Genomic DNA, 24672 nt, shown 5'->3' on the forward strand with positions numbered 1-24672 from the left:
ACACGCGTCTTAACGTAATCACAAAGTTCTCTTACTTTTCTTAATTTTGGTGTACCGTACTGCTGCATGGGCTGGACAAGGCAGGGCGTGGACTCGCCGAACCGGCGCGGCGAGCACGCGGTCGTACTGGGTGCCGGGATGGCGGGTTTGCTTGCCGCGCGCGTACTTTCGGAGTTCTACGATTCGGTCAGCGTGGTGGAGCGGGACCGATTGCCCGACTATCCGTGCCACCGCCGGGGCATCCCGCAGGGCCGGCACGCGCACAACTTCCACAGCCGCGGCCTGCAGGTGCTCGAGGAACTGTTTCCCGGCCTGCTCGAGGAGTTGGCCAGGGCCGGGGCGGTCGTCGTCGACGACGGGGAACTGTCGAATTTCTACGTGCGCGTCGGGCCGCACGAGTTAAAGCAATCGGGCAGGTTCGCCGATCCGGCCGCGTTGACGCTCCATATGGCCAGCCGGCCGTTCATGGAGTTTCACCTGCGCCGACGGGTCAAGGCGCTGCCCAATGTGACCTTCCTCGACGGGCACGACGTAGCGGAACTTCTCACCACCGCGGGCATCGTCAACGGCGTGCGAATCGTTCGGCGCTACAACGGCGTTCTTACCACGCTGGACGCCGATCTGGTGGTCGACGCCATGGGGCGCGGCGCGCGCACCCCGGCGTGGTTGGAGCGCCTCGGATACCAGCGGCCAACCGAAAAGCGGGCGGAAGCCCGGTTCGCCTACGCGAGCCAACAGCTGAGCATGCCCAGGGGATTCATCGACCAGAGATTGGTGATGTTCAACCCGCGGGACGGCAGACCCCTGGGCCTGCTGCTCGCCAACGAGCACGACACCTGGATGCTGGCGATCGGGCAGCCAGCTGACACCGGTTACCCGCCAACCGATTACACCGCGATGCTGGCGCTGGCCGAGCCGGGCCTGCCGCCGGCCATCGTCGAGGGTCTGCGCCGCGCGCAACCCATCGGGGAAGCCGTGACGCATCAACACACCGCGGCGATCTGGCGGCGCTACGACCAGATGCCGCTATTCCCTTCCGGTTTGGTGGTGATCGGGGATGCATTGTGCAGCTTCGACCCGACCCACGGCCAGGGCATGACGGTTGCCGCGCTGGAGGCGCTGATCCTGCGCGACTGCCCGCGCGTGGGCAATTTTGGCCTGGCGCAACGCTATTTCCGTGCCACCGCACAGCTCATCGGCGAGACCTGGGCCGCCAATCAAGCCAGGTCGCGGGCCACTTCCCCGGCTCGCGACCAAAGTCCTGTTCGGCAGCGACTCGCACGGTGGCTGGTCAGCGCGGCATTGACCGCGGCGGCCCATGACACCGTCCTGACCGAACGCTTCTTTCGCATCACCAACTTCGTCGACCCGCCGTCACGGCTCCGGGATCCCGGCCTGCTACCGCGCATCCTGTGGGGCAACCTACGTGCCAAGTTCGCGCGCAAGCGACGCGGCGAAGTCAGTCGCGCAGCATCTCCGCGACCAGAAACGCCAACTCCAGCGACTGCTGGGTGTTGAGCCGCGGGTCGCACGCCGTCTCGTAGCGGCCGACCAGGTCGGTGTCCGAAATGTCTTGCGCGCCACCGAGACATTCGGTGACGTCCTCGCCGGTGATCTCGACGTGGATGCCGCCGGGATGCGTACCGAGCGCGCGGTGCACCTCGAAGAAGCCCTGCACCTCGTCGACGATGCGGTCGAAGTGGCGGGTCTTGTAACCGTTGGACGACTCGTGAGTGTTGCCGTGCATCGGGTCGCACTGCCAGATCACCTGGTGACCGGTCCCCTGCACCTTCTCGATGATCGGCGGCAGCACGTCGCGCACCTTGTTGTTGCCCAGCCTGCTCACCAACGTCAGCCGGCCCGGCTTGTTGTGCGGGTCGAGCCGCTCGACGTACTCGACGGCGAGCTCGGGGGTCATCGTGGGGCCGATCTTGACGCCGATCGGGTTGGCGATCACCTCGGCGAACGCGATGTGGGCACCGTCGAGCTGGCGGGTCCGCTCGCCGATCCACACGGTGTGCGCCGACAGATCGTAGAGCTGCGGCTCGCCCTCCTCGACGTCGGACAGCCGCAGCATGGCGCGCTCGTAGTCGAGCACCAACGCCTCGTGGCTGGCGTAGATCTCGGCGGTCTGCAGGTTGCGGTCGGCCACCCCGCAGGCGCTCATGAAGCGCAGCCCGCGGTCGATCTCGGTGGCCAGCGCCTCATAGCGCGCCCCGGCCGGCGAGGTCCGGACGAATTCCCGGTTCCAGTCGTGCACCAGGTGCAGCGAAGAAAAGCCCGACGACGTGAGCGCGCGCACCAGGTTCATCGCGGCGCTGGCGTTGGCGTAGGCGCGCACCAGCCGAGACGGGTCGTGCTCGCGCGCCGCGGGGTCGGGGGCGAAACCGTTGATCATGTCGCCGCGGTAGGAGCGCAGGCCCAGCGCGTCGAGGTCGGCCGAGCGGGGTTTGGCGTACTGACCGGCGATCCGGGCCACCTTGACCACCGGCAGGCTGGAGCCGTAGGTCAACACCACGGCCATCTGCAGCAACGTGCGGATGTTGCCCCGGATGTGGGGTTCGGTGTTGTCGGTGAAGGTCTCGGCGCAGTCGCCGCCCTGCAGCAAGAACGCTTCACCCCGGGCGACCTGAGCCAGCTGCTCCTGCAGCCTGACGATCTCGGAGGGCACGGTCACCGGTGGAACGCTCTCGAGAACCGTGCGCATCGCCGCGGCCTGGTCAGCGGGCCAGCTGGGTTGCTGAGCGGCCGGCTTGGCCAGGGCGGCGTCCAACCGGGCCCGCAGATCGGCCGGCAGCGGCGGCAGCGCCGGCAGCTGGTCGATCGGGATATCGACGGTCCAGTTCATCGGTCTATCGTAACCGGGCGCCAGCTTGACCTGATCAGGCCCGATCAGGGCGAACGCTCACCGTCAGCCGGATCGGATTGTCCGTCTCGTCAGCGGGTCGCCTCGTCCCCGGACGTGATGAGACGAAACCGGCGCAACTGATCGCGCGCATCCACCAGCGCGTCGTGGGCGTCGCGCGGCCGCGGTGGCATCCGGGGCCGTCCGCGGTCCTCCCACAACTGGCGCAGTTCCCGGGTGAACCGCGGTATTGCCGGTGGCAGGGCCGTCATCGGGCCCCACAGCTGGCACAGGGCCACGTGGTCGTACGCCGCCACCCAGGCCCATAGCTCGATCGGCTCGGTTCCGTCGATCGCGAAGAACTCTTCTAGGTCCGTCCGGATCCGGCTGCGCGTGCGCCACAGCTGCGACGCCGGCGGTGGCAGCTTGGGCAGCACGTTGGCGCGCACCCAGCTGCCGGCGCGCTCGGGGTCGAATTCGGTGGACACCGCGTAATACTCGCGACCGTCCTCGGCGGCCACCCCGATCGAGATCAGCTCGATGGTGCGGCCGTCCTCGATGAACTCGGTGTCATAGAAGTACCGCACCCGGGAAGCCTAAAGCAGGCTATCGGCTGATCAGGATGGGTTCGGTTCCCTCGGGCGGCGGCGCGGGACGGACCTCGCGGTTCAGCTCGGCGTCGATGGCCCGCTCGTCGAGGCGCCGCGGCGTTCCGGCGATCGCGCCTTGCAGCCACAATTTGGCCCGCACCACGGGTCGCCGCCAGGTCCGTTCGCGTTGCAGCGCGCGGCGCATCTTGTCGGGCTGCACGGTGTAGCGCCAGCGCGCCCACGGCGCGTGCGGACGCGACAACCGGACGGCGCCGACGACCAGCAACACGACGATGAACATGCCGAGCAGGCCGGTCCACAGCTTGCCCTTCAGCAGCACCACCACCGCCAGCGGCAACGTCAGCGCCAGCGCGCCGCCCACCCCGATGCGCAGCGCCACCGAATCGGCACCATGCCAGATCGGCAGGAAGAACATCAGCGGGTGCAGGCCCAGGATCAGCAGTCCCGCCACCGCCACCGCGGCGAAGACCGCGTCGACCGACGTCCGCCCGTCTTCCTCCCAATAGACATCCGACAGGTGCAGAATCAGCGCGTATTCGTCGAGCACCAACGCGGCCCCGATCCCGAACAGCGTCGCCGCCAGGGTGAATTCGATTTCCTGACCGTCGATCGACAGCGTCACCAACGTCAGCCCGGACAACAGCACCAGGACCACACCGAACGTCACGTGGTGGATGTGCACCCCGCCGACGTAGACATTGCGCGGATGCCACCATCGGGCCGGGCGACCGGCTTTGGCGCGATGGCGGATGAAGCGCACGAACGTTCGGGTGACGAAAAACGTCAGGATGAAGGCGACCAGACAGCACAACAACGGGAGGCGGCCACCCTCGTGAATGTCGTGCGCGAACCACTGGGCCATCCTCGGCACGAACCAATGCAGCACTCCAAAAAACCTACGCTCGCAGCCCCCGACACGGCCGACGCCGCGCTGCGCGGCGCGAGGCGCACCTGAGAAACCCATTACGCTGTTTTTCGACATGAGTAGATGGCAGCGGCTGTTGGTGTGGGGCCTGCTATGGCTGTTGGCAACCGCGGCGCTGGTCAACACGGCCTGGCAGCTATTCGGCCATCTCCCCTACCGGATCGACATCGACGTCTACCAGATGGGCGGTCGGACCTGGCTGGACGGACGCCCGCTGTATAGCGGCGACGTGAAGTTCCACACACCCATCGGCCTGGACCTGCCGTTCACCTACCCGCCGCTGGCCGCCATCGCGTTCTGCCCGTTCGCCTGGCTGCACATGCCCGCCGCCAGCGTCGCGATCACGGCGTTGACGCTGGTGCTGCTGATCGTCTCGACGGTGCTGGTGTTGGGCAGCCTCGACGTCTGGAGCAGCTCCACGCTGCTGCCCGGGCCGGCCTGGCTGCGCCGGCTGTGGTTGTCCGTCGTCATCGTGGCGCCGGCCTCGATCTGGATGGAGCCCATCGCATCGAACTTCGCATTCGGCCAGATCAACGTCGTGCTGATGACGCTGGTGATCGCCGATTGCCTGCCGCGGCGCACACCGTGGCCCCGCGGGCTGCTGCTGGGCGTGGGAATGGCGCTCAAACTCACCCCGGCGGTGTTTCTGGTGTACTTCCTGCTGCGCCGCGACGGTCGGGCGGCCCTTACCGCGTTGGCGTCGTTCGCGGTCGCCACTCTGGTCGGGTTCGTGCTGGCGTTCAGCGACTCGTGGGAGTACTGGACCCACACCGTGCACCACACCGATCGGATCGGCTCGGCGTCACTGAACACCGACCAGAACATCGCGGGCGCGCTGGCCCGCATCGGGCTTAGCGAGCAGCTGCGGTTCCTGTTGTGGGCCGCGGCCTGCCTGGCGGTGCTGGCGCTGACGATCTGGGCGATGCGACGGGTGCTGCGCGCCGGTGAGCCGGCGCTGGCGGTGATCTGCGTTGCGCTGTTCGGCCTGGTGGTTTCGCCGGTGTCGTGGTCACACCATTGGGTGTGGGTGCTGCCGACGATCCTGGTGCTGGCGGTGTTGGCCTGGCGCCGCCGCAACCTCGCGGTGGCGGTGGTCGCCGGGGTGGGCGTGGCGCTGATGCGGTGGACCCCGATCGACCTGCTGCCCAAGCACCACGAGGAGACCGCGAACTGGTGGCACCAACTGGTCGGGATGTCTTACGTGTGGTGGGCGCTGGCGGTGATTGTCACCGCCGGACTGGCCGTGACCGCCCGCGGCGGAGCGCAGGTCTCGACGGCTCGGGCCCCGGTGCCGGTGCCGGCGGTCAGCTGACCGCGGTCTCGGGGATGCGCACGACGTCGGCGCCGCCGGCGTCGTTGGCTTCTTTCGCTTCTTTAGCAGTCGCCGCGTAGATGTCGACGTACTCCTGACCGGACAGGCCCATCAGCTCATACATCACTTCGTCGATGACGGCCCGTTCGATGAAGCGGTTGCCGGCCAATCCCTCGAAGCGCGAGAACTCCATCGGCGCACCGAACCGGACGGTGACGCGGCCGAACCGCAGCATCTTCTTGCCGGGCGGGTTGACCACGTTGGTCCCGATCATCGCGACCGGAATCACCGGAACGCCGGTCTCCAGCGCGAGTCGCGCCAGCCCGGTCTTGCCCTTGTACAGCCGGCCGTCCGGCGACCGGGTGCCCTCCGGGTACATCCCGAGCAGTTTGCCTTTCTCCAGCAACCGCTGAGCGGTTTCCAAGGCGGCCTGGGCGGCGTCGGCATTGGTGCGGTCGATCGGCACCTGACCGGCCGAGCTGTAGAACCAGCGCAGGATCCAGCCCTTGAGCCCGGTGCCGGTGAAGTACTCGGCCTTCGCGAGGAAGGTGATCCGGCGGCGCACCACCAGCGGGAGATAGAAACTGTCGGCCACCGCCAAGTGATTGCTGGCCAAAATCGCCGGGCCCGAACTTGGGATGTGTTCCAGCCCTTCGACTTTGGGCCGGCCGAGCAGAGTGAACAGCCAACCCATGAAGACGTACTTGAACAGCCAGTACCACATGGCACGCCTCTCGCCCGCATAGGAAGGTGTTTGCGCCAACTGTACCGATCAGGAACGCGCGGGACCACCTCGCGCGCCGAGGCTCACTCTTCGACCGTGACCGGAATCGCCTCATAGCGGGTCTTGGCGGCCCCGTTCTCGCCGTTGGCGGCGGGCGGGGCATCGGTGCTTGCGCCGCCCCCCGAAGGCGTGGGCGGTACCGGTTTGTCGGACCGGTCGATGTCGTCGACCATCGCGCGGATGGCCTCGAGCAGCGCCACGCTGTGGTCGGCGACGACGGTGAGCAGCGGATGCTGATCGCCGGTGGCCAGCGCCGCCAGCGCGCACACCGGGCACCACACCTGCTGGCACTTGCCGGTCCCGGCACCGGCGCCGGCCGCCAGCGCGGCCGCCGACCGCACCGCGGGGTCGATGCCATCGAGGATCAGCTGGGCCAGCTTGCGCAGCTCGGGACCGAGCTCGGGATGAGGCTTGTTCATGTCGGCCACACCTCCGGGTTGGGTCGGAAACGAACCGTCAGCTCGCTGCCGCGCAGATGCGCGTCCAGCACGGTACACCGCCGCAGTACGGACGCTAGCCGGACACGGCGTCGAAGTCCGCCGATGCTGACGATCAGGTCGTCGTCGACGCGGCCGAGCGTCAGCGTTCCGGCATCGAGTTGGGGCAACGCCAGCCGTAGCCGATAGACCGACTCCAGTCCCGAGCCCGATTCCAGATCCACGATGGGCCGCAACGGGCCCGGTGGCGGCGCCCCGCCGCGGCGGCGGGCGCTGTCCAGCAGGCCGGCCAACGCCTTGGGGCCGATCGGCTCGCCGGACAGGTGCGGGGTCAGGATCAGCGCCACGTCGCCGACGGAGGCATCGAGTTCGTCGAGGACCGCGCGCTGCTCAGCGATGCGTTCGGAATACCAAAAGAAGGCCGGGTGGGCGGGCAGGCTGTGGTACTCGTACGACTCGTCTTGCAGCAGAACCTGATTGACGATCAGTTCCGCGACGCGCACCCCCATCAACGACAGTGCGCCCAGCGTCCGGGTCGCCTCGGCCGCAACCACCCGCTCGGGGGTCAGCACCAGGTGCGCGCTGACCTGATCCCCGTCGGTGAGCAGTGCGCCGAGCCTTTCGACGCTGGCGCTGATGCGCTCGAGCAGTTCGACGATCGCCGCCGAGCGGGTGTCTTCGGCGACGACGGAAAGCCGGCGATGACGCGGCCAGGCGCGCTCGACATACAGCGCGAAGGTGGCGGGCAGGGTCAACATTCGCAATGCGTCCGCGGTGGAGGCGCAGTCGACCACGATGCGGTCCCATCGACCCGTCGCCGCGAGCTCGCCGACCGCATACAGGCCGAGCACCTCTTGCACACCCGGCAACGCCGAAAGTTCTTCTGGGGCAATGGTGCTCAACTCCGAGTTGGGCAGCCGCCGGTCCAGCGTGTCCACCACCTCGCGCCAGCGGGCCTCGAGCAGGGCCAGGGTGTCCAGCGCGAGGGCGTCGAGAAAGCCACCGCCGTCGGGCACCGCCGCGGTCTCGAGTTCGGCGAACACCCGCACGGGTTCGGCGGCGCCGGTGGGCGGGACCGCCACGGCCAGCACGTCGCCCAGCGAATGCGCCTGATCGGTGGACACGACCAGCACTCGGCTCCCCTGGCTCGCGTCACAGACCGCTGTGGCGCATGCCAGGGTGGATTTTCCTACCCCGCCCTTGCCAACGAAGAGACTGATCCGGGCCGGGGTGGGCACACCCGACTCACTCAGCCTCGACTCGTTTCTTCAGGTCCTTCAACGCGCCGTCAATGAGCCGGCGTTCCGCCTTGCGCTTAATCATTCCGATCACCGGGATGGCAAGATCGACCGACAGCTCATAGGTCACGTCGGTGCCAGATCCCTTGGGCACCAAGCGATATGAGCCCTCAAGGGCCTTGAGGAGCGAGCTGGATTCCAGCGTCCAGCTCAGCGATTGGCGGTCGGCGGGCCAGGTGTAGGACATGACCAAGGTGTCTTTGAAGATGGTGGCGTCCATCAACATCCGCGCCCGCTTCGGGTAGCCCTCGTTGTCGGCTTCGAGGACCTCGACTTGCTTGTACTCCGAGATCCATTCCGGATACGCCTCGAGGTCGGCGATCGCCTTCATTACCTCGCGCGGGTCCGCGTCGATGTGAATCGTCTGCGTCGTCTTGTCCGCCACGTGGCTACGTCCCTCTCTCCCCCCGAGCCGTACTCCTGCGAGCGGCCGGCCTCCGCCGCGGGAGTGCGCCGCGGCTGGAGCCCGCTGGAGCCCCTGCAAGCCGCGGCAGCGAAAACGGTACTCTTCGGGCCAACCCTGATCCGGCTAAACTACCGGAGAAACACCCACCGGACGCGATCGTTCGAGGGTGGTTTTCACTTCGAAGGCCATTTTTTTGCCGGCCACCCGGCGGCGGTGCGTCATTTTGGCCAAATTCATCTTGGCCAGCTGCCAGGCCGCGACTCCGGACGGCTCGGCGTGCAGGAAATAGTGCAGCAGCACCCCGTCCAGCGTGGGTTCCAGCCAGATCTCCATGGTGCCGGTCAGGGCGCCGGTGACGGCCCATCTGATCCCCTTTTCGGCACGGTCCTCGACGACCTGCAGGTTCAGGTCGGGCCACCACCGGCGCCAGCTCGCCCGGTCGGCGATTGCGGCGCCTACCTGCGCGCCGTCGGCGGCGACGAACATCTCGTCGGCGACCTGGATGCTGTTCACGGTTTCAGCTTTGCACACGCCGATTAGGCTGGGCGGAGATGGGCGATAACAAGCCGGCACCGGAGGAACACGAGGTAATACCAGTGCGTGAGTTGAGTGTCCCTGCCCGCTTCACCGTGGCGGAGGGCGAAAGCGTCGCGGCGATGGTCTTCCAGCACGAGCGCGACGATCCCGACTTCGTCATCTACCAAGACCTGATCGACGGCAACTGGACCGACGTGACGTGCGCGCAGGCGGCGGACCAAATCCGTTCTGCCGCACTGGGTTTGATCTCCCTGGGCGTACAGCCCGGGGACCGGGTGTCCATCTTCTCGGCCACCTGCTACGAGTGGGCGATCCTCGACCTGGCGATCCTTGCGGTGGGCGGGGTCACCGTGCCGATCTATGAGACGTCGTCGGCCGAGCAGGTGCGCTGGGTGCTGCAGGACTCCGAAGCCGTGGTGGCGTTCGCCCAGACCGACGCGCACGCGGGGATGGTCACCGAGCTCAGCGGCGAGCTGCCCGCCCTGCGCCGGGTCCTGCACATCGACGGTTCGGGCCCCAAGGCGCTCGACCAGCTGGTGGCCGAGGGCGCATCGGTCGACAAGGCCGAGCTGACCGCGCGGCTGGACGGGCTGCGTGCGACGGACGCGGCCACCCTCATCTACACCTCGGGCACCACCGGGCGCCCGAAGGGCTGCCAGCTCACCCACGCCAACCTGCTGAACGAGATCCGCGGCACCAAGGAGTGCCTGCCCACGCTGCTGTGCGAGGGTCAGCGGCTGCTGGTGTTCCTGCCGCTGGCGCACGTGCTGGCGCGGGCGCTGACGCTCTCGGCGTGCGCCAACAAGGTGACCGTCGGATTCACCAGCGACATCAAAAACCTGCTGCCGATGTTGGCCGTGTTCAAACCGACCGTCGTGGTGTCGGTGCCGCGGGTGTTCGAGAAGGTGTACAACACCGCCGAGCAGAACGCCGCCAACAGCGGCCGGGGGCCGATCTTCAAGGCGGCGGCGCAGACCGCGGTCGACTGGAGCCGCGCCCAGGACAGCGGCGGCCCCGGGTTGGTGCTGCGTGCCAAGCACGCGCTGTTCGACCGGCTGGTCTACGGCAAGCTGCGCGCGGCGCTGGGCGGCAACTGCAGCGCGTCCGTCTCCGGCGGGGCGCCGCTGGGTGCGCGGCTGGGCCACTTCTACCGCGGTGTGGGGGTGACCGTCTACGAGGGCTACGGCCTGACCGAGACCAGCGCCGCGATCACGGTCAACCAGATCGGCGCCCTGAAGATCGGGACCGTGGGAAAGCTGGTGCCCGGCAACAGCATGCGCATCGCCGAGGACGGCGAGCTGTTGGTGCGCGGCCCCGTGGTGTTCAGCGGCTACTGGCGCAACGAGCAGGCCACCGACGAGGCCTTCGTCGACGGCTGGTTTCGGACCGGGGACCTCGGCGCGGTCGACGACGACGGCTTTCTGACCATCACCGGCCGCAAGAAGGAGATCATCGTCACCGCGGGCGGCAAGAACGTCGCCCCGGCCGTGCTGGAAGACCAGCTGCGGGCGCACCCGCTGATCAGCCAGGCGATGGTGGTCGGGGACGCCAAGCCGTTCATCGGGGCGCTGATCACCATCGACCCCGAGGCGTTCGACGGCTGGAAGGGCCAGCACCACAAGGCATCCGGCGCCTCGGTCGGCGATCTGGCCACCGACCCCGATCTGGTCGCCGAGGTGGAGGCCGCCGTCAAGAAGGCCAACCAGTCGGTGTCGCATGCCGAGTCGATCCGCAAGTTCCGTATTCTGCCGGTGGACTTCACCGAGGACACCGGTGAGCTGACACCGACGATGAAGGTCAAGCGCAACGTGGTGGCCGAGAAGTTCGCCTCCGAGATCGAGGCGATCTACACCAAGGACTAGCCGCCCAGTAACCCTGCCAGCCGCGCGGCCAGCGTGTCCCAGCGCCACTGCGACGTCACCCACCGCCGCCCGGCCGCACCCATCGCGGCGGCGCGGTCGCGGTCGGTCAGCAATTCGGTGACGGCCTCGGCGACCTCGTCTACCGATCCCCCGTCGATCACCAACCCAGTCTCGTTGTGCCGCACGGCTTCTGGGGCTCCGCCCGAGTCGCCGGCGATCACCGGCACCCCGGTCGCCGAGGCCTCCAGGAACACGATGCCCAGGCCCTCGACGTCCATGCCCCCACCGCGGGTGCGGCACGGCATCGCGAACACGTCGGCCATCGCGTGGTGCGCGGGCAGCTCATCGCCGGGCACGGCGCCGGTGAACGTCACGTGCTCGGCCACGCCGCAGGCGTCGGCCAGGCGACGCAGCGTCTCAAGATACGGGCCACCCCCGACGATCACCAGCGCCGCGTCCTCGACGCGGCGCCGGATCGCCGGCAGCGCCTTGATCAGCACGTCCTGCCCCTTGCGCGGCACCAGCCGGGACAGGCACACCACGGCGGGCCGCTCGCCCAGCGCGTAGCGGTCCCGCAGTGCGGCGCGCGCGGCCGGGTCGGGCCGGAATCGGTCGGTGTCCACGCCGGGCGGCAGGTACTCCAGCGATGCCCCGGGTCCGAAGGCCGACGCGAACCGCGACCGGGTGTAGCGGCTGACGAAGGTGACGACGTCGGTGTCCTCGCCGATGCGGCGCAGCACGGACCGGGCCAGCGGAAGCATCGACCAGCCGACTTCGTGCCCGTGCGTGCTGGCCAGCACCCGCGACGCACCGGCCCGCCGGGCGCGCTGGGCCAGCAGCGCCAGCGGGGCCGCGGCGCCGAACCACACGGTGTCGATGTCGTGCTCGGCGATGAGCCGTTGCATCCGGCGATCGACCGTGGGGACCGGCAGCATCAGCGTGCCGGGATGACGCACCACCCGATAGCCGGCCTCCCCATCAAAGGCCTCGGCGCCCTTCCACTTCGGCGCGTACACCGTGATGTCGTGCGACCCGGTCCCGACCAGCCGGGAGACGAACTCCCCCAAGTACGACTGGATGCCGCCGCGTCGGGGCGGAAAGTCGTTGGTTACCAGCAGGACCCGACTCACCTGCGTCAGACTAGTGCGAAGCCCACTGATGCCAGCGCACGAGCACGACCGCCACGTCGTCGCCCAGCACGTCGTGCAGAGCGACGGGTACGTCGACGGGGGTGGCACCGCAAGTGGCCGCGTACAGGTCGCGCAACTTCGCCGCCCCGTAGGTGTCGGCCACGAAACGAGCGAACCACCAGGCGCGGTCGTAGGCCGACGAGCGCTGCGGGGTGTCCAGGTCGGCGTCCGACGGCAACGCCAACGGCACCGGCAGCGCATCGACCGGCACCGGGGCGGGTGGCCGCGCGACGAAGTCTGCAACCCCTTCGGTCAGCCACCGGGGCGCGTTCAGCGCGGTGTCGGCACGCGCCGCGTAGTGAAAAAGCTCGTGCGTCAACACAATTCGCAACGATCCCGCGCGCATGCCGGCCGCGCCCGGCGCGAACACAATTTGTTCGCCGGCCGCCAGCCGCCGGGCGGGATCGACGCGGTTGGCGACGGTCACCGCCGCGATATCTGCCCAGCGTGAGGCCGGCCCGCCGCCGGCGGCGACGCGGAACTCTTCGTCGGTGCCGGCGACCACAATCGAGATTTCGCGGGTCCAATCCGTTCCCCAGAACGCCTGCACCGCATCCACCGCGCCGCCGATGTCGGCTTCGATTTGCGACATCATCCGCGCCACGGCCGGCACCGTCGAACCGACCAACCGGACCTGGCGGTCGCCGACCCGGAATTCGCGCGTCACCGGGCTCGCGGGCGCGCGCGCGGGAGTCACCACCTGCGCGTGCCGGGCGGCCTGTTCGGCGCGCAGCGGCACCGCCGCGGCGGTGATCAGCTCGACAATCAGTACCCAGGCCAGCAGGATCGGCGGCCATCGGCGCCGCGCGCCGGAGCGGTTAGTAGCGACGCGCGTCGTGGATCGGCCCGGCGGCATCCATCGGCACCACCCGCACCGGCACGCCGTAGGTGGAGGAGTGGATCACCATGCCGTCACCGACGTAGATGCCGCTGTGGGAAGCGTCGGAATAGAAGGTCAGCACGTCGCCGGGCTGCAGGTCCGACAGCGCCACCGGCTGCCCGCCCTCCGCTTGGGCCTGGCTGGAGTGCGGCAGCGAGATGCCGGCCTGCTGGAACGCCCACATCACCAGCCCGGAGCAGTCAAATGCGCCCGGTGAGGCGCCGCCCCACACGTAGGACGAGCCGACCTGGGTCAGCGCCGCCTGCACGACGGTCGCGCGGTCGCCGGACGGAGCTGGTCCGGGGAATCCGGGCATGCCCGGCCCGGGCAGCCCCGCGGGCTGCGGAGCACCTGGGCCCGGTGCCATCGCCGCCGCGTCGGGCGGTGGCGCACCGGGCGGTGCGGCCTGCGGCGCCGGCCCATTGGGCAGCACCGCCACCGCCGGCACCGCGCCGGGGTCGGCGAGCGCCGTCTGTTGCTGCGGCGTCAACGCGGCGTACTGCGACTTGACGACGGCGATCTGGACCTGCAACTCGCTCTGCTTCTTCTGCAGGCCCGCCCGCACGGCGGCGGCCTGTTCGGCCGCGTGCTTGGCCTCGGCGGCCGACTTGAGCGACGCCTGCTCGGCCTTGGCGGCCTGCTCGCCAGCGGCCCGATAGCTGGTCATCTCGGTGGATATCTGTCGACCCAGCACCCGCTGCAGGGCCACCCTGTCGATGAGCTGCTGCGGCGAATCGGCCGTCATGAAGGCGTTCATGCCGTCGGTGCGACCGCCCATGTATGTCGCGGCCGCCAGTTTGTTGACCGCCGCCTGGAACGTGGCCAGGCGCGCCTTCGCGGCCGCGGCCGCGGCCTGGTCATCCGCGAGCTTCTTGTCCGCCGCGCGCTGGGCGGCCAGCTTGGCGTTCAGGTCGAGCTGAGCGCTGTGCATCGCCTCGGTGGTCTGCTCGGCCTGCCGCGACAATTGGTTGAGTTTCGCGAGTGCGTCGCTTGCGGGGTCGGCCGCCACGTGTGCGGCCAAGGCACCGGATAGCACCGTGAAGCCGGCAAGCGTTCCGATGCAGAAGCGCGTCAAAACACGCGAAATCGGATGCTTAGAGCCAAGTCTCAAGAGAAAGTTTCCTTAAAGCTGCCAAAAACGGTGTACGTGGTTTTGCCATCGAGCCGGTTTAGGTCTCAAACAGGTTACGAAACGATATACGCGTTTGTCCAAAGGGGGCGGTTAAGAAAATGGGAAGAATTCTGTCAAAAGCTTGAGAAACGCGATTGGCGCGACCGAATGGGTCCTATCCGTCTTTCGTTGGGGCACAAGGGAATTAAGCTACACCCGTTCCTCGCGATCCGGGGTCGCGGTGGATCGGCACCAACCGCAACCGGGGCGCCAGCCCCGCCTCGGCCAGCACTTCGAGAGCGGTGCGCTCGTCCTGGGACAACGTTTCCGGCACCCCGAGCAGCACGCTGACGACGCAATCACGGCACGCCGCGCCGCGCACCGCGCAGTCGTCACAGTCGATGACCACCGGTCCGCTGATGTGTGCCATAGGTCGGTCCTCTCGATCGCGCTCACGTCCGGGCTACCCGAACGCTAACCGCGGGCACCGACAACTAACGGCGCCCCGTCCGCAGCGCGGGTTTGTCGGTGCGGCTGCCTAGGGTCACCGCCATGGGTGAGACCGGCTCACATCAGCTGAGTTTCGCCGAGCTTGATGCCGCGGAGGAGTTGTCGTTACGCCAGACCACCTTCGTCGTGGTGGACCTCGAAACGACGGGCGGACGCGCGAGGGGCACCGAGAACACCGCCGTAGGAGCGGATGCCATCACCGAGATCGGCGCGGTCAAGGTCCGCGGCGGCACCGTGCTCGGCGAGTTCGCCACCCTGGTGGACCCGCAGCGCAGCATCCCGCCGCAGATCGTGCAGCTGACCGGGATCACGTCGGCGATGGTCTGCGACGCCCCCACCATCGACGCCGTGCTGCCGATGTTCATGGAATTCGCCGCAAATTCGGTGTGGGTCGCGCACAACGCCGGCTTCGACATCGGATTCCTGCGCGCCGCCGCGCAGCGGTGCCACATCGCCTGGCCCCGGCCGCCGGTGCTGTGCACGGTCCGGCTGGCCCGCCGGGTGCTCAGCCGCGAGGAGGCCCCCAGCGTGCGGCTGGCCGCGTTGGCGCGGCTGTTCGCCACCGCGTCCGAGCCCACCCACCGTGCCCTCGACGACGCCCGCGCCACCGTCGACGTGTTGCACGCCCTGATCGAGCGAGTCGGCAACCAGGGCGTGCACACCTACGCCGACCTGCGCGCCTACCTGCCGAACGTGACACCGACCCAGCGCCGGAAAAAGGTGCTCGCCCAGGGGCTACCGCACCGGCCGGGCGTCTATCTGTTCCGCGGGCCGTCGGGCGAGGTGCTCTATGTCGGCACCGCCGTCGACCTGCGGCGCCGGGTCGGCCAGTACTTCACCGGCGCCGATCCTCGCGGCCGGATGAAGGAGATGGTCACGTTGGCCGTCGGCGTCGATCACGTCGAGTGCGCGCACGCGCTGGAGGCCGGTGTGCGGGAACTGCGGATGCTGGCCGCCCATGCCCCGCCGTACAACCGGCGGTCGAAGTTCCCGCAGCGCTGGTGGTGGGTGGCCCTGTCCGACGAGGCGTTCCCGCGCCTTACGGCGCAGCGCGCGCCGCGCCACGACCGCGTCGTCGGCCCGTTTCGGTCCCGCGCCGACGCGGCCGAGACGGCGGCGCTGCTGGCTCGGTTCACCGGTGTGCGCACCTGCACCGCGCGCCTGGCGCGCTCGGCGCTGCACGGACCGGCCTGCCCCCCGCTGGAGGTGGCACCCTGCCCCGCCGCCCGCGACGTGACCGCCACCCAGTACGCCGCGGCGGTAGCCCGCGCCGCCGCCCTGATCGACGGGCTGGACAACGGCGCGCTGGCCGCGGCCGTGCGCCAGGTGAGCGCGCTGGCCGACCGGGGCCAATACGAGAGTGCCGCGCGCCTGCGCGACCGCATCGCCACCGCCGTCGAGGCGCTGTGGCGGGCCCAGCGGCTGCGCGCGCTGGCCGCGCTGCCCGAGCTGATCGCGGCGGCGCCCGACCCCGACGGCGGCTACCACCTGGCCGTCATCCGGCACGGCCAACTCGCCGCCGCCGGCACCGCCGCGCGCGGGGTGCCGCCGATGCCGGTGGTGCACGCCATCGCGTCCGGCGCCCAGGTGATCCTGCCCGCGCCCGGCCCGCTCGGGGGGGCGCTGGTCGAGGAGACCGCGCTCATCGCCCGCTGGCTGGCCGCGCCGGGGGTGCGCATCGTCTCGGTCGCTGGGGACGGGTGGTCTTCGCCGCTGCGCTCGGCGGGCGCCTGGACGGCGTGGGCCGCGCTGGCGCGCTCGGCGCGGCTGGCCGCACACCAGGACCCCGCGCAGGACCGGCGCCTAGACCTGCTGGCCGAACCGCACCCATCGCGCGAGCAGCTGTTCGGCCGCACCGGAGTCGATGGCCGCGCCGGCCCGCGCCAGCCCGTCCTGCCACGCGGGCAGCCACTCAGCGCGGCTGGATAGCCCGGCGTGCGCGACGATGGCGCCGGCGGCGTTGAGCACCACGGCGTCGCGCACCGGGCCCGTGGCGCCGCCCAGCACCGCACGCACCTCGGCCGCGTTGGCCTGCGCGTCGCCGCCCAGCAGCTCGTCGAGCTCGGCGCGGGCGAAGCCGAACCCGGCGGGGTCGAAGGTCAGCCTGTCCACCGTGCCGGCCTGGACCCGCCAGATGGTGCTCGTCGTGGTGGTGGTCAACTCGTCGAGCCCGTCGTCGCCGTGCACGACGAGCACGCTGGACCCCCGCGCGGCGAACACTCCCGCCATCACCTCGGCCAGGTCGGCGAACGCGCAGCCGATCAGTCCCGCCCGCGGCTGGGCCGGATTGGTAATCGGCCCAAGGATATTGAATACCGTCGGCACGCCGAGCTCGCGTCGCACGGCCGTCGCGTGCCGGTACGACGGATGAAACGTCGGCGCGAAGCAGAACCCGATCCCGACCTCGTCGAGGCTGCGCGCGACTTCCTCGGGTCCGAGGTCGATGCGCACCCCGAGCGCCTCGAGCGTGTCGGCGCCGCCGGACAGCGACGACGCCGCGCGGTTGCCGTGTTTGACCACCGGCACGCCCGCGGCCGCCACCACGATCGCGGCCATGGTGGACAGGTTGACGGTGTTGGCGCCGTCGCCGCCGGTGCCGACGATGTCGACGGCGTCCTCCGGCATGGCGGCGGTGGGCAGCCGGCGGGCGTGACGGAGCATGACGTCGGCCAGCTCCCCGACCTCGGCGGCGGTGGGAACCTTCATCCTCATCGCCACCGCGAACGCCGCGATCTGGGCCTGACTCGCACTGCCGGCCATGATCTGGTCCATCGCCCAGGCCGCTTGGCCGCGCGCCAGGTCCTGTCCGTCCGTCAGCCGCGCCAGAACCCGCGGCCATGACAGCTGTTCCACGCGCCGATCGTCCCACGACAAATGACGCGCGCAACAAATTGTCGACCCGGGTAGTGCTCAACAACTACAAAGCGTCATACTTGCGGATGTGACGAGCGCTGTAGGGACCTCGGGTACCGCGATCACGTCGCGAGTTCATTCGCTCAATCGGCCCAATATGGTCAGTGTTGGCACCATAGTGTGGCTTTCCAGTGAGCTGATGTTCTTTGCTGGCCTGTTCGCCATGTACTTCACGGCACGAGCTCAGGCCGGCGGAAAGTGGCCGCCGCCGCCGACCGAGCTGAACTTGTATCAGGCCGTGCCGGTGACGCTGGTTTTGATCGCCTCGTCGTTCACCTGCCAGATGGGCGTGTTCGCGGCCGAGCGCGGTGACGTCTTCGGGCTGCGCCGCTGGTACGTCATCACGTTTTTGATGGGGCTGTTCTTCGTCCTCGGGCAGGGCTACGAGTACTTCCACCTGGTGACGCACGGCACCACGATCCCCGGCAGCGCCTACGGCACGGTCTTCTACCTGGCGACCGGCTTCCACGGGCTGCACGTCACCGGCGGCCTGATCGCCTTCATCTTCCTGCTGGCGCGCACCGCCATGACCAAGTTCACGCCCGCGCAGGCCACCGCCAGCATCGTCGTGTCCTACTACTGGCACTTCGTCGACATCGTGTGGATCGCGCTGTTCACCGTCATCTACTTCATTCGATAGGAGCGAGCGGTTGAAGAAACTGGGGTTCAGTCGATTCGCTAGTCGCGGCACCCCGCTGGCCCGGCGGCGTTTTCGCCGCCGGTTGTCGGGCGGCATGCTGCTGCTGATAGCGCTGACCATTTCGGGGGGGCTGGCCGCGGTCCTCACCCCCTCGCCCCAGGTCGCAGTCGCCGACGAGAACAACTCGGCGCTGCTGCGCACCGGCAAGCAACTGTTCGACACCTCCTGCGTGTCCTGCCACGGCGCCAACCTGCAGGGTGTGCCCGACCACGGGCCGAGCCTGGTCGGCGTCGGCGAGGCGGCCGTCTACTTCCAGGTGTCCACCGGCCGGATGCCGGCGATGCGCGGCGAGGCCCAGGCTCAGCGCAAAGACCCGATCTTCGACGAGTCGCAGATCGACGCGCTCGGCGCGTTCGTGCAGGCCAACGGCGGCGGCCCGACCGTGCAGCGCAACCCCGACGGCAGCGTCGCGATGCACTCGCTGCGCGGCGACGACCTGGGCCGCGGCGGCGACCTGTTCCGGCTCAACTGCGCGTCCTGCCACAACTTCACCGGAAAGGGCGGGGCGTTGTCGTCCGGCAAATTCGCGCCCGACCTGGGGCAAGCCAACGAGCAGCAAATCCTCGACGCGATGCTGACCGGCCCGCAGAACATGCCGAAGTTCTCCGACCGCCAGCTGTCTTTTGAGGCGAAAAGGGACATCATCGGCTACGTGCGCACGGTCGCCGAAGAGCGTGCGCCCGGCGGCTACGGCCTGGGTGGATTCGGACCCGCGCCCGAAGGCATGGCGATGTGGATCATCGGCATGGTCGCCGCGATCGGGCTGGCACTGTGGATTGGGGCGCGATCATGAGCGACACCGACAAGGACCGGACGCCCGGCGAACCCGACGAGGCCACCCTGGCGACGATGTCGAACAAGGAACTGCTGGATCTGGGCGGCAAGCTCGACGGCGTCCAGATCGCCTACAAGGAACCCCGCTGGCCCATCGAGGGCACCAAAGCCGAGAAGCGCGCCGAGCGGGGAGTCGCCCTGTGGCTTTTGCTGGGCGGTGGCTTCGGACTGGCGCTGCTGCTGGTCTTCTTGTTCTGGCCGTGGGAATACAAGCCCAAGGACGCCGACGGTAGCTTGCTGTACACGCTGGCGACCCCGTTGTACGGCCTGACGTTCGGGGCATCCATCCTGTCGATCGCCATCGGCGCCATCCTCTACCAGAAACGCTTTATCCCCGAAGAGATTACGATCCAGGAACGCCACGACGGGGCTTCGGCCGAGATCGACCGCAAGACGGTGGTGGCGAACCTGACCGACGCGTTGGAGACCTCGACGATCAAGCGCCGCAAGTTGGTCGGCGCCTCCCTGGGCCTGGGTCTGGGCGCGTTCGGCCTGTCCACCCTGGTGGCGTTTGCTGGCGGCCTCATCAAAAACCCGTGGAAGCCGGTGGTGGACACCGCCGACGGCAAGAAGGCCGTGCTGTGGACGTCGGGCTGGACCCCGCGCTATCACGGCGAGACCATCTTCCTCGCGCGCGCCACCGGCGCCAGCGAGGGCGCGCCCTTCGTCAAGATGCGTCCCGAGGACATGGACGCCGGCGGGATGGAGACCGTGTTCCCGTGGCGCGAGTCGGACGGCGACGGCACCACCGCTGAGTCGCACGAAAAGCTCTCGGCGATCAAGATGGGCATCCGCAATCCCGTGATGCTGATCCGCATTCGCCCCAGCGACATGCCGCGGATGGTCAAGCGTCAGGGTCAGGAGAGCTTCAACTGGGGCGAGTTCTTCGCCTACACCAAGGTCTGCTCCCACTTGGGTTGTCCCGCATCGCTTTACGAGCAGCAGTCCTACCGAATCCTGTGCCCCTGCCACCAGTCGCAGTTCGACGCGTTGCATTTCGCCAAGCCGATTTTCGGCCCGGCGGCCCGTGCGCTGGCGCAACTGCCCATCACGATCGACTCCAACGGGTATCTCGTTGCCAACGGTGACTTCATCGAACCCGTCGGACCGGCATTCTGGGAGCGGACAACAACATGAGCCCACGACTGAGTCCCCCGAAGATCGGTGACGTCCTGGCCCGCCAGGGTGAGGACGTCGATACGCGCTATCACCCCTCGGCGGCCGTGCGTCGCCAGCTCAACAAGGTCTTCCCCACGCACTGGTCGTTTTTGCTCGGCGAGATCGCGATGTACAGCTTCGTGGTGTTGCTGCTGACCGGCGTGTACCTGACGTTGTTCTTCGACCCGTCCATGACCGAGGTCACCTACAACGGCATCTACCAACCGCTGCGCGGGGTCGAGATGTCGCGCGCCTACGAATCGGCGCTGCAGATCTCCTTCGAGATCCGCGGCGGCCTGTTCGTCCGCCAGATACACCACTGGGCCGCGCTGATGTTCTCCGCATCGATCATGGTGCACCTGGCCCGCATCTTCTTCACCGGCGCGTTCCGACGGCCCCGCGAGGCCAACTGGGTCATCGGCTCGCTGTTGCTGATCCTGTCCATGTTCGAGGGCTACTTCGGCTACTCGCTGCCCGACGACCTGCTCTCGGGTCTGGGCCTGCGCGCCGCGCTGTCGTCGATCACGCTGGGCATGCCGGTGATCGGGACCTGGCTGCACTGGGCCCTGTTCGGCGGCGACTTCCCGGGCAACATCCTGATCCCCCGGCTGTATGCGCTGCATATCCTGCTGCTTCCGGGCATCATCCTGGCGCTGATTGGGCTGCACCTGGCGATGGTGTGGTTCCAGAAGCACACCCAGTTCCCCGGCCCGGGCCGCACCGAGCAGAACGTCGTCGGCGTGCGGGTGATGCCGGTGTTCGCCGTCAAATCGGGCGCCTTCATGGCCGCGATCGTCGGGGTGCTGGGTCTGATGGGCGGCCTGCTGCAGATCAACCCGATCTGGAATCTGGGCCCCTACAAGCCATCTCAGGTGTCGGCCGGTTCGCAGCCGGACTTCTACATGATGTGGACCGAGGGCCTGGCGCGTGTCTGGCCGGCGTGGGAGTTCTACTTCTGGCACCACACGATTCCCGCCGTGGTGTGGGTCGCGCTGATCATGGGCCTGGTCTTCGTGCTGCTGATCATCTACCCGTTCCTGGAGAAGCGGTTCAGTGGCGACCGCGCGCACCACAACCTGCTGCAACGGCCGCGCGACGTGCCGGTGCGCACCTCGATCGGGGCGATGGCGATCTCGTTCTACATGATCCTGACCCTGATGGCGATGAACGACATCCTCGCGTTCAAGTTCCATATCTCGCTGAACGCGACGACGTGGATCGGGCGCATCGGCATGGTGGTCCTGCCGCCGTTCGTCTACTTCATCACGTATCGGTGGTGCATTGGGCTGCAACGCAGTGACCGCGCGGTGCTCGAGCACGGCGTCGAGACCGGCATCATCAAGCGACTGCCGCACGGCGCCTACATCGAGCTGCACCAGCCGCTGGGCCCGGTCGACAGCCACGGCCACGCGATCCCGCTGGAGTACGCCGGCGCCGCGGTTCCCAAGCGAATGAACAAGCTTGGTTCGGCCGGCACACCGGGCTCGGGCGGCTTCCTGCGCGCCGACCCGCTGTCGGAGGACAGGGCGCTGCGCGAGGCGTCGCACGCCTCCGAGGAACGTGTGCTCACCGCGCTGCGCGATTACCAGGAAAGCCTCAACGGTTCCACCAACGGCGAGCACGGCGAGCACTAAGCGCCGCAAGCCCTAGCGCGGCGAGTCGGTGGCGATGCCGAGATCCGCTGCGGCTGAAAGCATTCCAGCGTCGTACGTGACGACGGTACGCAGGGCGTCACCGGCGCGCTGTGCGGCGACGAGGTGAATCGCGTCAAGGCTGCGAAGCCTTAACGGCTGCAGCGTGCCGGACTCGTCGAGCAGTTGTCGGGTCAAGCACGACCGTATTCAGTCCCCGCAGCAGGTCTCGCGCTGCGGCGACGGCTTTGGGCCCGTTTGCGGCGACCGCTCGCAGCAGTTCGGTTCGGACCGGATCAGCGTTCGTCGCCGCGCAGTTCCTCAAGGGCTTCGATGCGGCTATGCGGGTAAGACTCGGGCCTGAGATCGCCAGCCTGCAATGAACGTGACGCCGGCACGACGTCTCCAGCATTGATTAGGTCTTGCCACGGGTCGCCCGATACCGGCACCAGACGCGCGACGGGTCGACCCCGGTCGGTGATCTCGATCGACTCCCCCGACTCGACATCCGCCAAGTACTTGCTGGCGTTTTGACGTAGTTCGCGGACGCCGATGCTCTTCATGTGCTACATCACCCGGGAATTATTGCGCCAACAGCTGGCGCAGCTGCCGCACGTACAGCCACTCGATCGCCGGCAGCCCGGCGGTGACGGCCCCCGCCAGCGCGTAGGCGACCCAGGACGCTCCGTCGTCGCCGACGGCCATCAGATAGGTCGCGGTCGCGACCCCGATCAGCGCGAGCCCGATCGTGCCAGTCAATGCGACGGTGCCGCGCAACCAGATTCGGTCCACGGCCGAGCCCACCGGCTCGGTGGTCGGCGCCGACGGCTGGATCCGCGCGGGGCGTGCCCGGTCGGCCACGGGCCGCGCGGCCGGGTGCCCGGTCCTGACCAACTGCCGGGCCGCGCCGCGCGCCGACGCGCCCGCCAGTGGAGCAGGCGGCTCGTTGCGGGACATCCGTCGCGCACGCAGCAGCACCGGGATCGCTCCGGCGATGATCAGCGCCGAGACGATGATGACGACGTACAACACCCACGGAGTGTGCTGGCTGGCGGTCGCCTTGTGATAGCCGTGGCCCAGGTTCGCCAGGGCCACGATCGCGGCCACGCTCACGCCGATCAACACCAGCCAGACCGCCGCGCACGCCCCCACCAGGATGCGATCGACGACGTGCGGTGGAACGGTGTCCGACCCATGCCGGTATGCCGCATAGCTACTCGTCATCAGCAGCTCGTCTGCGGTGCGTCGCTGTTGTTGGACGACAGCACCGCACCGTCGCTGGTGGTGATCGAGCAGTTGAGTCTGCTGACGCGGAACAGGCTGGACGCCTGGACGGACCCGACATCGGACGTCGAGATCGGGGTGACCGTCATCGACCACGGGATGTACACGTTGTGTTGGGTCCGGGAGCGGCCGGCGGCGTCGACGTAGGTCACGGTGATGATGTCGCCCGGCGCCTTGCTGCCGGTCACCGTGTAGGTGACCTGCCGCGGGGCGGCCGGAGTCGTGCTCGGCGGCGGCGGCGCGGCGGCCGTACTGGTCGCCGGCGGCGGCGCCGCGCTGCTCGGCGGCGGGGGCGGGGGCGGCGGCGGTGGTGTCACCGTCACCGTTTGCGTCTCGGTGGCCGTCGGCGGCGGGGGCGGAGGCGGAGGTGGCGGCGGCGGCGTGGTCGTCGTGATCTGGTCCTGCACAGGCGGTCCGGTCGTGGTGGTGGTCGTGCTGGTGCCGGGGGCCGCGAGCCTATTGCTCTCGGTGTTCGTCACCAGCAGGGACACCGAAACCACCAGCGCGATCGCGGCCACAATGGCGGCCACCCCGACCACCCAAGGCCAGCGCGGCCGACGCTCGTCGTCCCGGGGCGGCTCGTCGTAGTCGTCGTAGTCATAGAGCCCAAGGTCGACCGGCATATAGGGGGCGCTGAAGTGCTCGGACTCCGGGGCCGAATAGGCCCGCGAATATGCGTCCGTCTCGCTGGTGTGGTCGTGCGCCCCTATTTCGGGGATTTCCGGTATCTCGCCGCTGTCGGCGTGGGGGTCCGGCGATCGCGGTTCTGGGAGGGGCCCGCTGCCGGAGTCGGCATCCTCACGCCCCGGTCCCGGGGGATTCGGCCCGCTCATGTTTGCCTGCCCTGTCCAACTGCATCTCCAGCGCACAAGGCCCCGCAGTTACCTCGTTGCGCGCACGCTGGGGAGCTTCTCATTTTTGCCTGGGCAAACCCTACCGAACCGACCGGGACAAAGATGTATCGGCGACCTCCGGACCGATCAACTGATGCCCTGATTGTGACCTTTAAGCGGCCGATCAGTGCTTCTCGGGGCCGATGTAGTACTCGAAGACCAACCCGGCCGCCGAGGCGAGGATGAACGCTACTCCGGCGACGATCAGCCACGGCAGCCACAGCGCGATGCCAACCGCAGCCGTCGAGCCGGCCAACGCGATCAGGATCGGCCACCAGCTGTGCGGGGCGTAGAAACCCAATTCGCCTGCGCCGTCGCTGATCTCGGCGCCTTCGTAGTCCTCGGGCCGGGTGTCCAGCCGGCGCGCCACGAAGCGGAAGAAGGTGGCGGTGATGAACGCCAGGCCGCAGGTCAGCACCAGCGCCGTCGTGCCGGCCCACTCGACCCCGCCGGTGGCGAACGCGGCGGTCAATCCCCCGTACAGCGCCGCCACTAGGAGGAAGAACCCGGCGATGAATTCGAACAGCCTCGCTTCGATATGCATGGGTGGT

25 protein-coding genes and 1 pseudogene are annotated in these 24672 nt (G+C 68.6%); 8 read left to right on the top strand and 18 right to left on the bottom strand.

The window, feature by feature from the left end:
* Positions 1-66: 66 nt before the first annotated feature.
* The gene (locus G6N66_RS15590; protein WP_085232460.1) at positions 67-1518 is read left to right on the top strand and encodes an FAD-dependent oxidoreductase; all 1452 of its coding nucleotides are present in this window, start codon (positions 67-69) and stop codon (positions 1516-1518) included.
* Here G6N66_RS15590 and G6N66_RS15595 read toward each other — a convergent pair.
* The 3 genes from G6N66_RS15595 to G6N66_RS15605 form a co-directional block, all read right to left on the bottom strand.
* On the bottom strand, positions 1460-2848 hold the full coding sequence (locus G6N66_RS15595; RefSeq protein ID WP_085232461.1) for a class II 3-deoxy-7-phosphoheptulonate synthase: 1389 nt from the start codon (positions 2846-2848) through the stop codon (positions 1460-1462). The two genes, G6N66_RS15590 and G6N66_RS15595, sit on opposite strands and share 59 nt — an antisense overlap.
* Before the next feature lie 89 nt (positions 2849-2937).
* A complete protein-coding gene (locus G6N66_RS15600; protein ID WP_085232462.1) occupies positions 2938-3432 on the bottom strand; it encodes a polyadenylate-specific 3'-exoribonuclease AS in 495 nt (164 codons plus the stop codon).
* Positions 3433-3451: 19 nt separating this feature from the next.
* Positions 3452-4318, bottom strand: a complete 867-nt coding sequence (locus G6N66_RS15605) for a hypothetical protein (RefSeq protein ID WP_139825152.1) — start codon at positions 4316-4318, stop codon at positions 3452-3454.
* 118 nt (positions 4319-4436) lie between these two features.
* Between G6N66_RS15605 and G6N66_RS15610 the strand changes: the two genes are divergently transcribed.
* Positions 4437-5693, top strand: coding sequence for a glycosyltransferase 87 family protein (locus G6N66_RS15610; protein ID WP_085232464.1), 1257 nt, complete (start codon positions 4437-4439; stop codon positions 5691-5693).
* Here the strand turns inward: G6N66_RS15610 and G6N66_RS15615 are convergent.
* The 5 genes from G6N66_RS15615 to G6N66_RS15635 all read right to left on the bottom strand — a co-directional run bounded on the left by G6N66_RS15615 (position 5686) and on the right by G6N66_RS15635 (position 9131).
* Positions 5686-6417: a lysophospholipid acyltransferase family protein gene (locus G6N66_RS15615; protein ID WP_085232465.1), complete on the bottom strand. Its 732-nt coding sequence runs from the start codon at positions 6415-6417 to the stop codon at positions 5686-5688. The genes G6N66_RS15610 and G6N66_RS15615 overlap by 8 nt on opposite strands.
* Positions 6418-6500: 83 nt before the next feature.
* Positions 6501-6896 carry a hypothetical protein gene (locus tag G6N66_RS15620; RefSeq protein ID WP_085232484.1) on the bottom strand — a complete coding sequence of 132 codons (396 nt, stop codon included), beginning with the start codon at positions 6894-6896 and terminating at the stop codon, positions 6501-6503.
* Entirely contained in the window at positions 6893-8167 is a 1275-nt protein-coding gene (locus G6N66_RS15625) for an ArsA family ATPase (protein ID WP_197747061.1), read from the bottom strand. The genes G6N66_RS15620 and G6N66_RS15625 overlap by 4 nt, the downstream gene beginning before the upstream one ends.
* A complete protein-coding gene (locus G6N66_RS15630; RefSeq protein WP_085232467.1) occupies positions 8160-8597 on the bottom strand; it encodes an SRPBCC family protein in 438 nt (145 codons plus the stop codon). The genes G6N66_RS15625 and G6N66_RS15630 overlap by 8 nt, the downstream gene beginning before the upstream one ends.
* Before the next feature lie 144 nt (positions 8598-8741).
* Positions 8742-9131 (bottom strand): polyketide cyclase / dehydrase and lipid transport, encoded by a 390-nt coding sequence (locus G6N66_RS15635; protein ID WP_085232468.1) that lies wholly within the window; start codon positions 9129-9131, stop codon positions 8742-8744.
* Between the two features lie 83 nt (positions 9132-9214).
* Between G6N66_RS15635 and G6N66_RS15640 the strand changes: the two genes are divergently transcribed.
* Positions 9215-11017: an AMP-dependent synthetase/ligase gene (locus G6N66_RS15640; RefSeq protein ID WP_085232485.1), complete on the top strand. Its 1803-nt coding sequence runs from the start codon at positions 9215-9217 to the stop codon at positions 11015-11017.
* Here the strand turns inward: G6N66_RS15640 and pimB are convergent.
* The 4 genes from pimB to G6N66_RS15660 all read right to left on the bottom strand — a co-directional run bounded on the left by pimB (position 11014) and on the right by G6N66_RS15660 (position 14628).
* Positions 11014-12147, bottom strand: a complete 1134-nt coding sequence (gene pimB, locus G6N66_RS15645) for a GDP-mannose-dependent alpha-(1-6)-phosphatidylinositol monomannoside mannosyltransferase (protein ID WP_085232469.1) — start codon at positions 12145-12147, stop codon at positions 11014-11016. The genes G6N66_RS15640 and pimB overlap by 4 nt on opposite strands.
* Positions 12148-12157: 10 nt before the next feature.
* A complete protein-coding gene (locus G6N66_RS15650; protein ID WP_232079519.1) occupies positions 12158-12991 on the bottom strand; it encodes a hypothetical protein in 834 nt (277 codons plus the stop codon).
* 34 nt (positions 12992-13025) lie between these two features.
* Positions 13026-14198: a peptidoglycan hydrolase RipC gene (gene ripC / locus G6N66_RS15655; RefSeq protein WP_085232470.1), complete on the bottom strand. Its 1173-nt coding sequence runs from the start codon at positions 14196-14198 to the stop codon at positions 13026-13028.
* A gap of 205 nt (positions 14199-14403) precedes the next feature.
* On the bottom strand, positions 14404-14628 hold the full coding sequence (locus G6N66_RS15660) for a hypothetical protein (protein WP_085232471.1): 225 nt from the start codon (positions 14626-14628) through the stop codon (positions 14404-14406).
* Between the two features lie 122 nt (positions 14629-14750).
* Here G6N66_RS15660 and G6N66_RS15665 point away from each other — a divergent pair.
* Positions 14751-16574: pseudogene (locus tag G6N66_RS15665) on the top strand (DEDD exonuclease domain-containing protein); the annotation flags it as partial.
* Here the strand turns inward: G6N66_RS15665 and trpD are convergent.
* The gene (gene trpD / locus G6N66_RS29585; protein WP_139825150.1) at positions 16512-17561 is read right to left on the bottom strand and encodes an anthranilate phosphoribosyltransferase; all 1050 of its coding nucleotides are present in this window, start codon (positions 17559-17561) and stop codon (positions 16512-16514) included. The pseudogene G6N66_RS15665 and the gene trpD overlap by 63 nt on opposite strands.
* A gap of 88 nt (positions 17562-17649) precedes the next feature.
* Between trpD and ctaE the strand changes: the two genes are divergently transcribed.
* The 4 genes from ctaE to qcrB are packed head-to-tail and all read left to right on the top strand — an operon-like array spanning position 17650 to position 21947.
* Positions 17650-18261: an aa3-type cytochrome oxidase subunit III gene (gene ctaE, locus G6N66_RS15675; RefSeq protein ID WP_085232473.1), complete on the top strand. Its 612-nt coding sequence runs from the start codon at positions 17650-17652 to the stop codon at positions 18259-18261.
* Positions 18262-18271: 10 nt separating this feature from the next.
* Entirely contained in the window at positions 18272-19114 is an 843-nt protein-coding gene (gene qcrC, locus G6N66_RS15680; protein ID WP_085232474.1) for a cytochrome bc1 complex diheme cytochrome c subunit, read from the top strand.
* Positions 19111-20292 (top strand): cytochrome bc1 complex Rieske iron-sulfur subunit, encoded by a 1182-nt coding sequence (qcrA, locus tag G6N66_RS15685; protein ID WP_085232487.1) that lies wholly within the window; start codon positions 19111-19113, stop codon positions 20290-20292. Before qcrC ends, qcrA begins: the two co-directional genes overlap by 4 nt.
* Complete coding sequence (gene qcrB / locus G6N66_RS15690) at positions 20289-21947, top strand: cytochrome bc1 complex cytochrome b subunit (RefSeq protein ID WP_085232475.1); 1659 nt, start codon at positions 20289-20291, stop codon at positions 21945-21947. The genes qcrA and qcrB overlap by 4 nt, the downstream gene beginning before the upstream one ends.
* A 12-nt stretch (positions 21948-21959) precedes the next feature.
* Here qcrB and G6N66_RS15695 read toward each other — a convergent pair whose 3' ends face one another.
* From G6N66_RS15695 to G6N66_RS15715, 5 genes are all read right to left on the bottom strand, one after another.
* Entirely contained in the window at positions 21960-22142 is a 183-nt protein-coding gene (locus tag G6N66_RS15695) for a PIN domain-containing protein (protein ID WP_085232476.1), read from the bottom strand.
* A 98-nt stretch (positions 22143-22240) separates the two neighbouring features.
* Positions 22241-22507 (bottom strand): type II toxin-antitoxin system Phd/YefM family antitoxin, encoded by a 267-nt coding sequence (locus G6N66_RS15700; protein ID WP_085232477.1) that lies wholly within the window; start codon positions 22505-22507, stop codon positions 22241-22243.
* 19 nt (positions 22508-22526) lie between these two features.
* On the bottom strand, positions 22527-23168 hold the full coding sequence (locus G6N66_RS15705; protein ID WP_085232478.1) for a DUF2561 family protein: 642 nt from the start codon (positions 23166-23168) through the stop codon (positions 22527-22529).
* Positions 23168-24061, bottom strand: coding sequence for an MmpS family transport accessory protein (locus G6N66_RS15710; RefSeq protein WP_163645857.1), 894 nt, complete (start codon positions 24059-24061; stop codon positions 23168-23170). Before G6N66_RS15710 ends, G6N66_RS15705 begins: the two co-directional genes overlap by 1 nt.
* A 184-nt stretch (positions 24062-24245) precedes the next feature.
* Positions 24246-24665, bottom strand: a complete 420-nt coding sequence (locus G6N66_RS15715) for a cytochrome c oxidase subunit 4 (protein ID WP_085232970.1) — start codon at positions 24663-24665, stop codon at positions 24246-24248.
* Between the last annotated feature and the right edge of the window lie 7 nt (positions 24666-24672).

The organism is Mycobacterium conspicuum, from assembly GCF_010730195.1.
Classification (GTDB): Bacteria; Actinomycetota; Actinomycetes; order Mycobacteriales; family Mycobacteriaceae; genus Mycobacterium; species Mycobacterium conspicuum.

Coding starts and splice junctions, on each gene's coding strand:
- G6N66_RS15605 (WP_139825152.1), bottom strand. CDS start 4,318: ATGGCCCAGTGGTTCGCGCACGACATTCACGAGGGTGGCCGCCTCCCG.
- qcrB (WP_085232475.1), top strand. CDS start 20,289: ATGAGCCCACGACTGAGTCCCCCGAAGATCGGTGACGTCCTGGCCCGC.
- G6N66_RS15715 (WP_085232970.1), bottom strand. CDS start 24,665: ATGCATATCGAAGCGAGGCTGTTCGAATTCATCGCCGGGTTCTTCCTC.
- G6N66_RS15615 (WP_085232465.1), bottom strand. CDS start 6,417: ATGTGGTACTGGCTGTTCAAGTACGTCTTCATGGGTTGGCTGTTCACT.
- G6N66_RS15710 (WP_163645857.1), bottom strand. CDS start 24,061: ATGAGCGGGCCGAATCCCCCGGGACCGGGGCGTGAGGATGCCGACTCC.
- G6N66_RS15620 (WP_085232484.1), bottom strand. CDS start 6,896: ATGAACAAGCCTCATCCCGAGCTCGGTCCCGAGCTGCGCAAGCTGGCC.
- G6N66_RS15595 (WP_085232461.1), bottom strand. CDS start 2,848: ATGAACTGGACCGTCGATATCCCGATCGACCAGCTGCCGGCGCTGCCG.
- qcrA (WP_085232487.1), top strand. CDS start 19,111: ATGAGCGACACCGACAAGGACCGGACGCCCGGCGAACCCGACGAGGCC.
- G6N66_RS15660 (WP_085232471.1), bottom strand. CDS start 14,628: ATGGCACACATCAGCGGACCGGTGGTCATCGACTGTGACGACTGCGCG.
- G6N66_RS15610 (WP_085232464.1), top strand. CDS start 4,437: ATGAGTAGATGGCAGCGGCTGTTGGTGTGGGGCCTGCTATGGCTGTTG.
- G6N66_RS15700 (WP_085232477.1), bottom strand. CDS start 22,507: ATGAAGAGCATCGGCGTCCGCGAACTACGTCAAAACGCCAGCAAGTAC.
- G6N66_RS15705 (WP_085232478.1), bottom strand. CDS start 23,168: ATGACGAGTAGCTATGCGGCATACCGGCATGGGTCGGACACCGTTCCA.
- G6N66_RS15590 (WP_085232460.1), top strand. CDS start 67: ATGGGCTGGACAAGGCAGGGCGTGGACTCGCCGAACCGGCGCGGCGAG.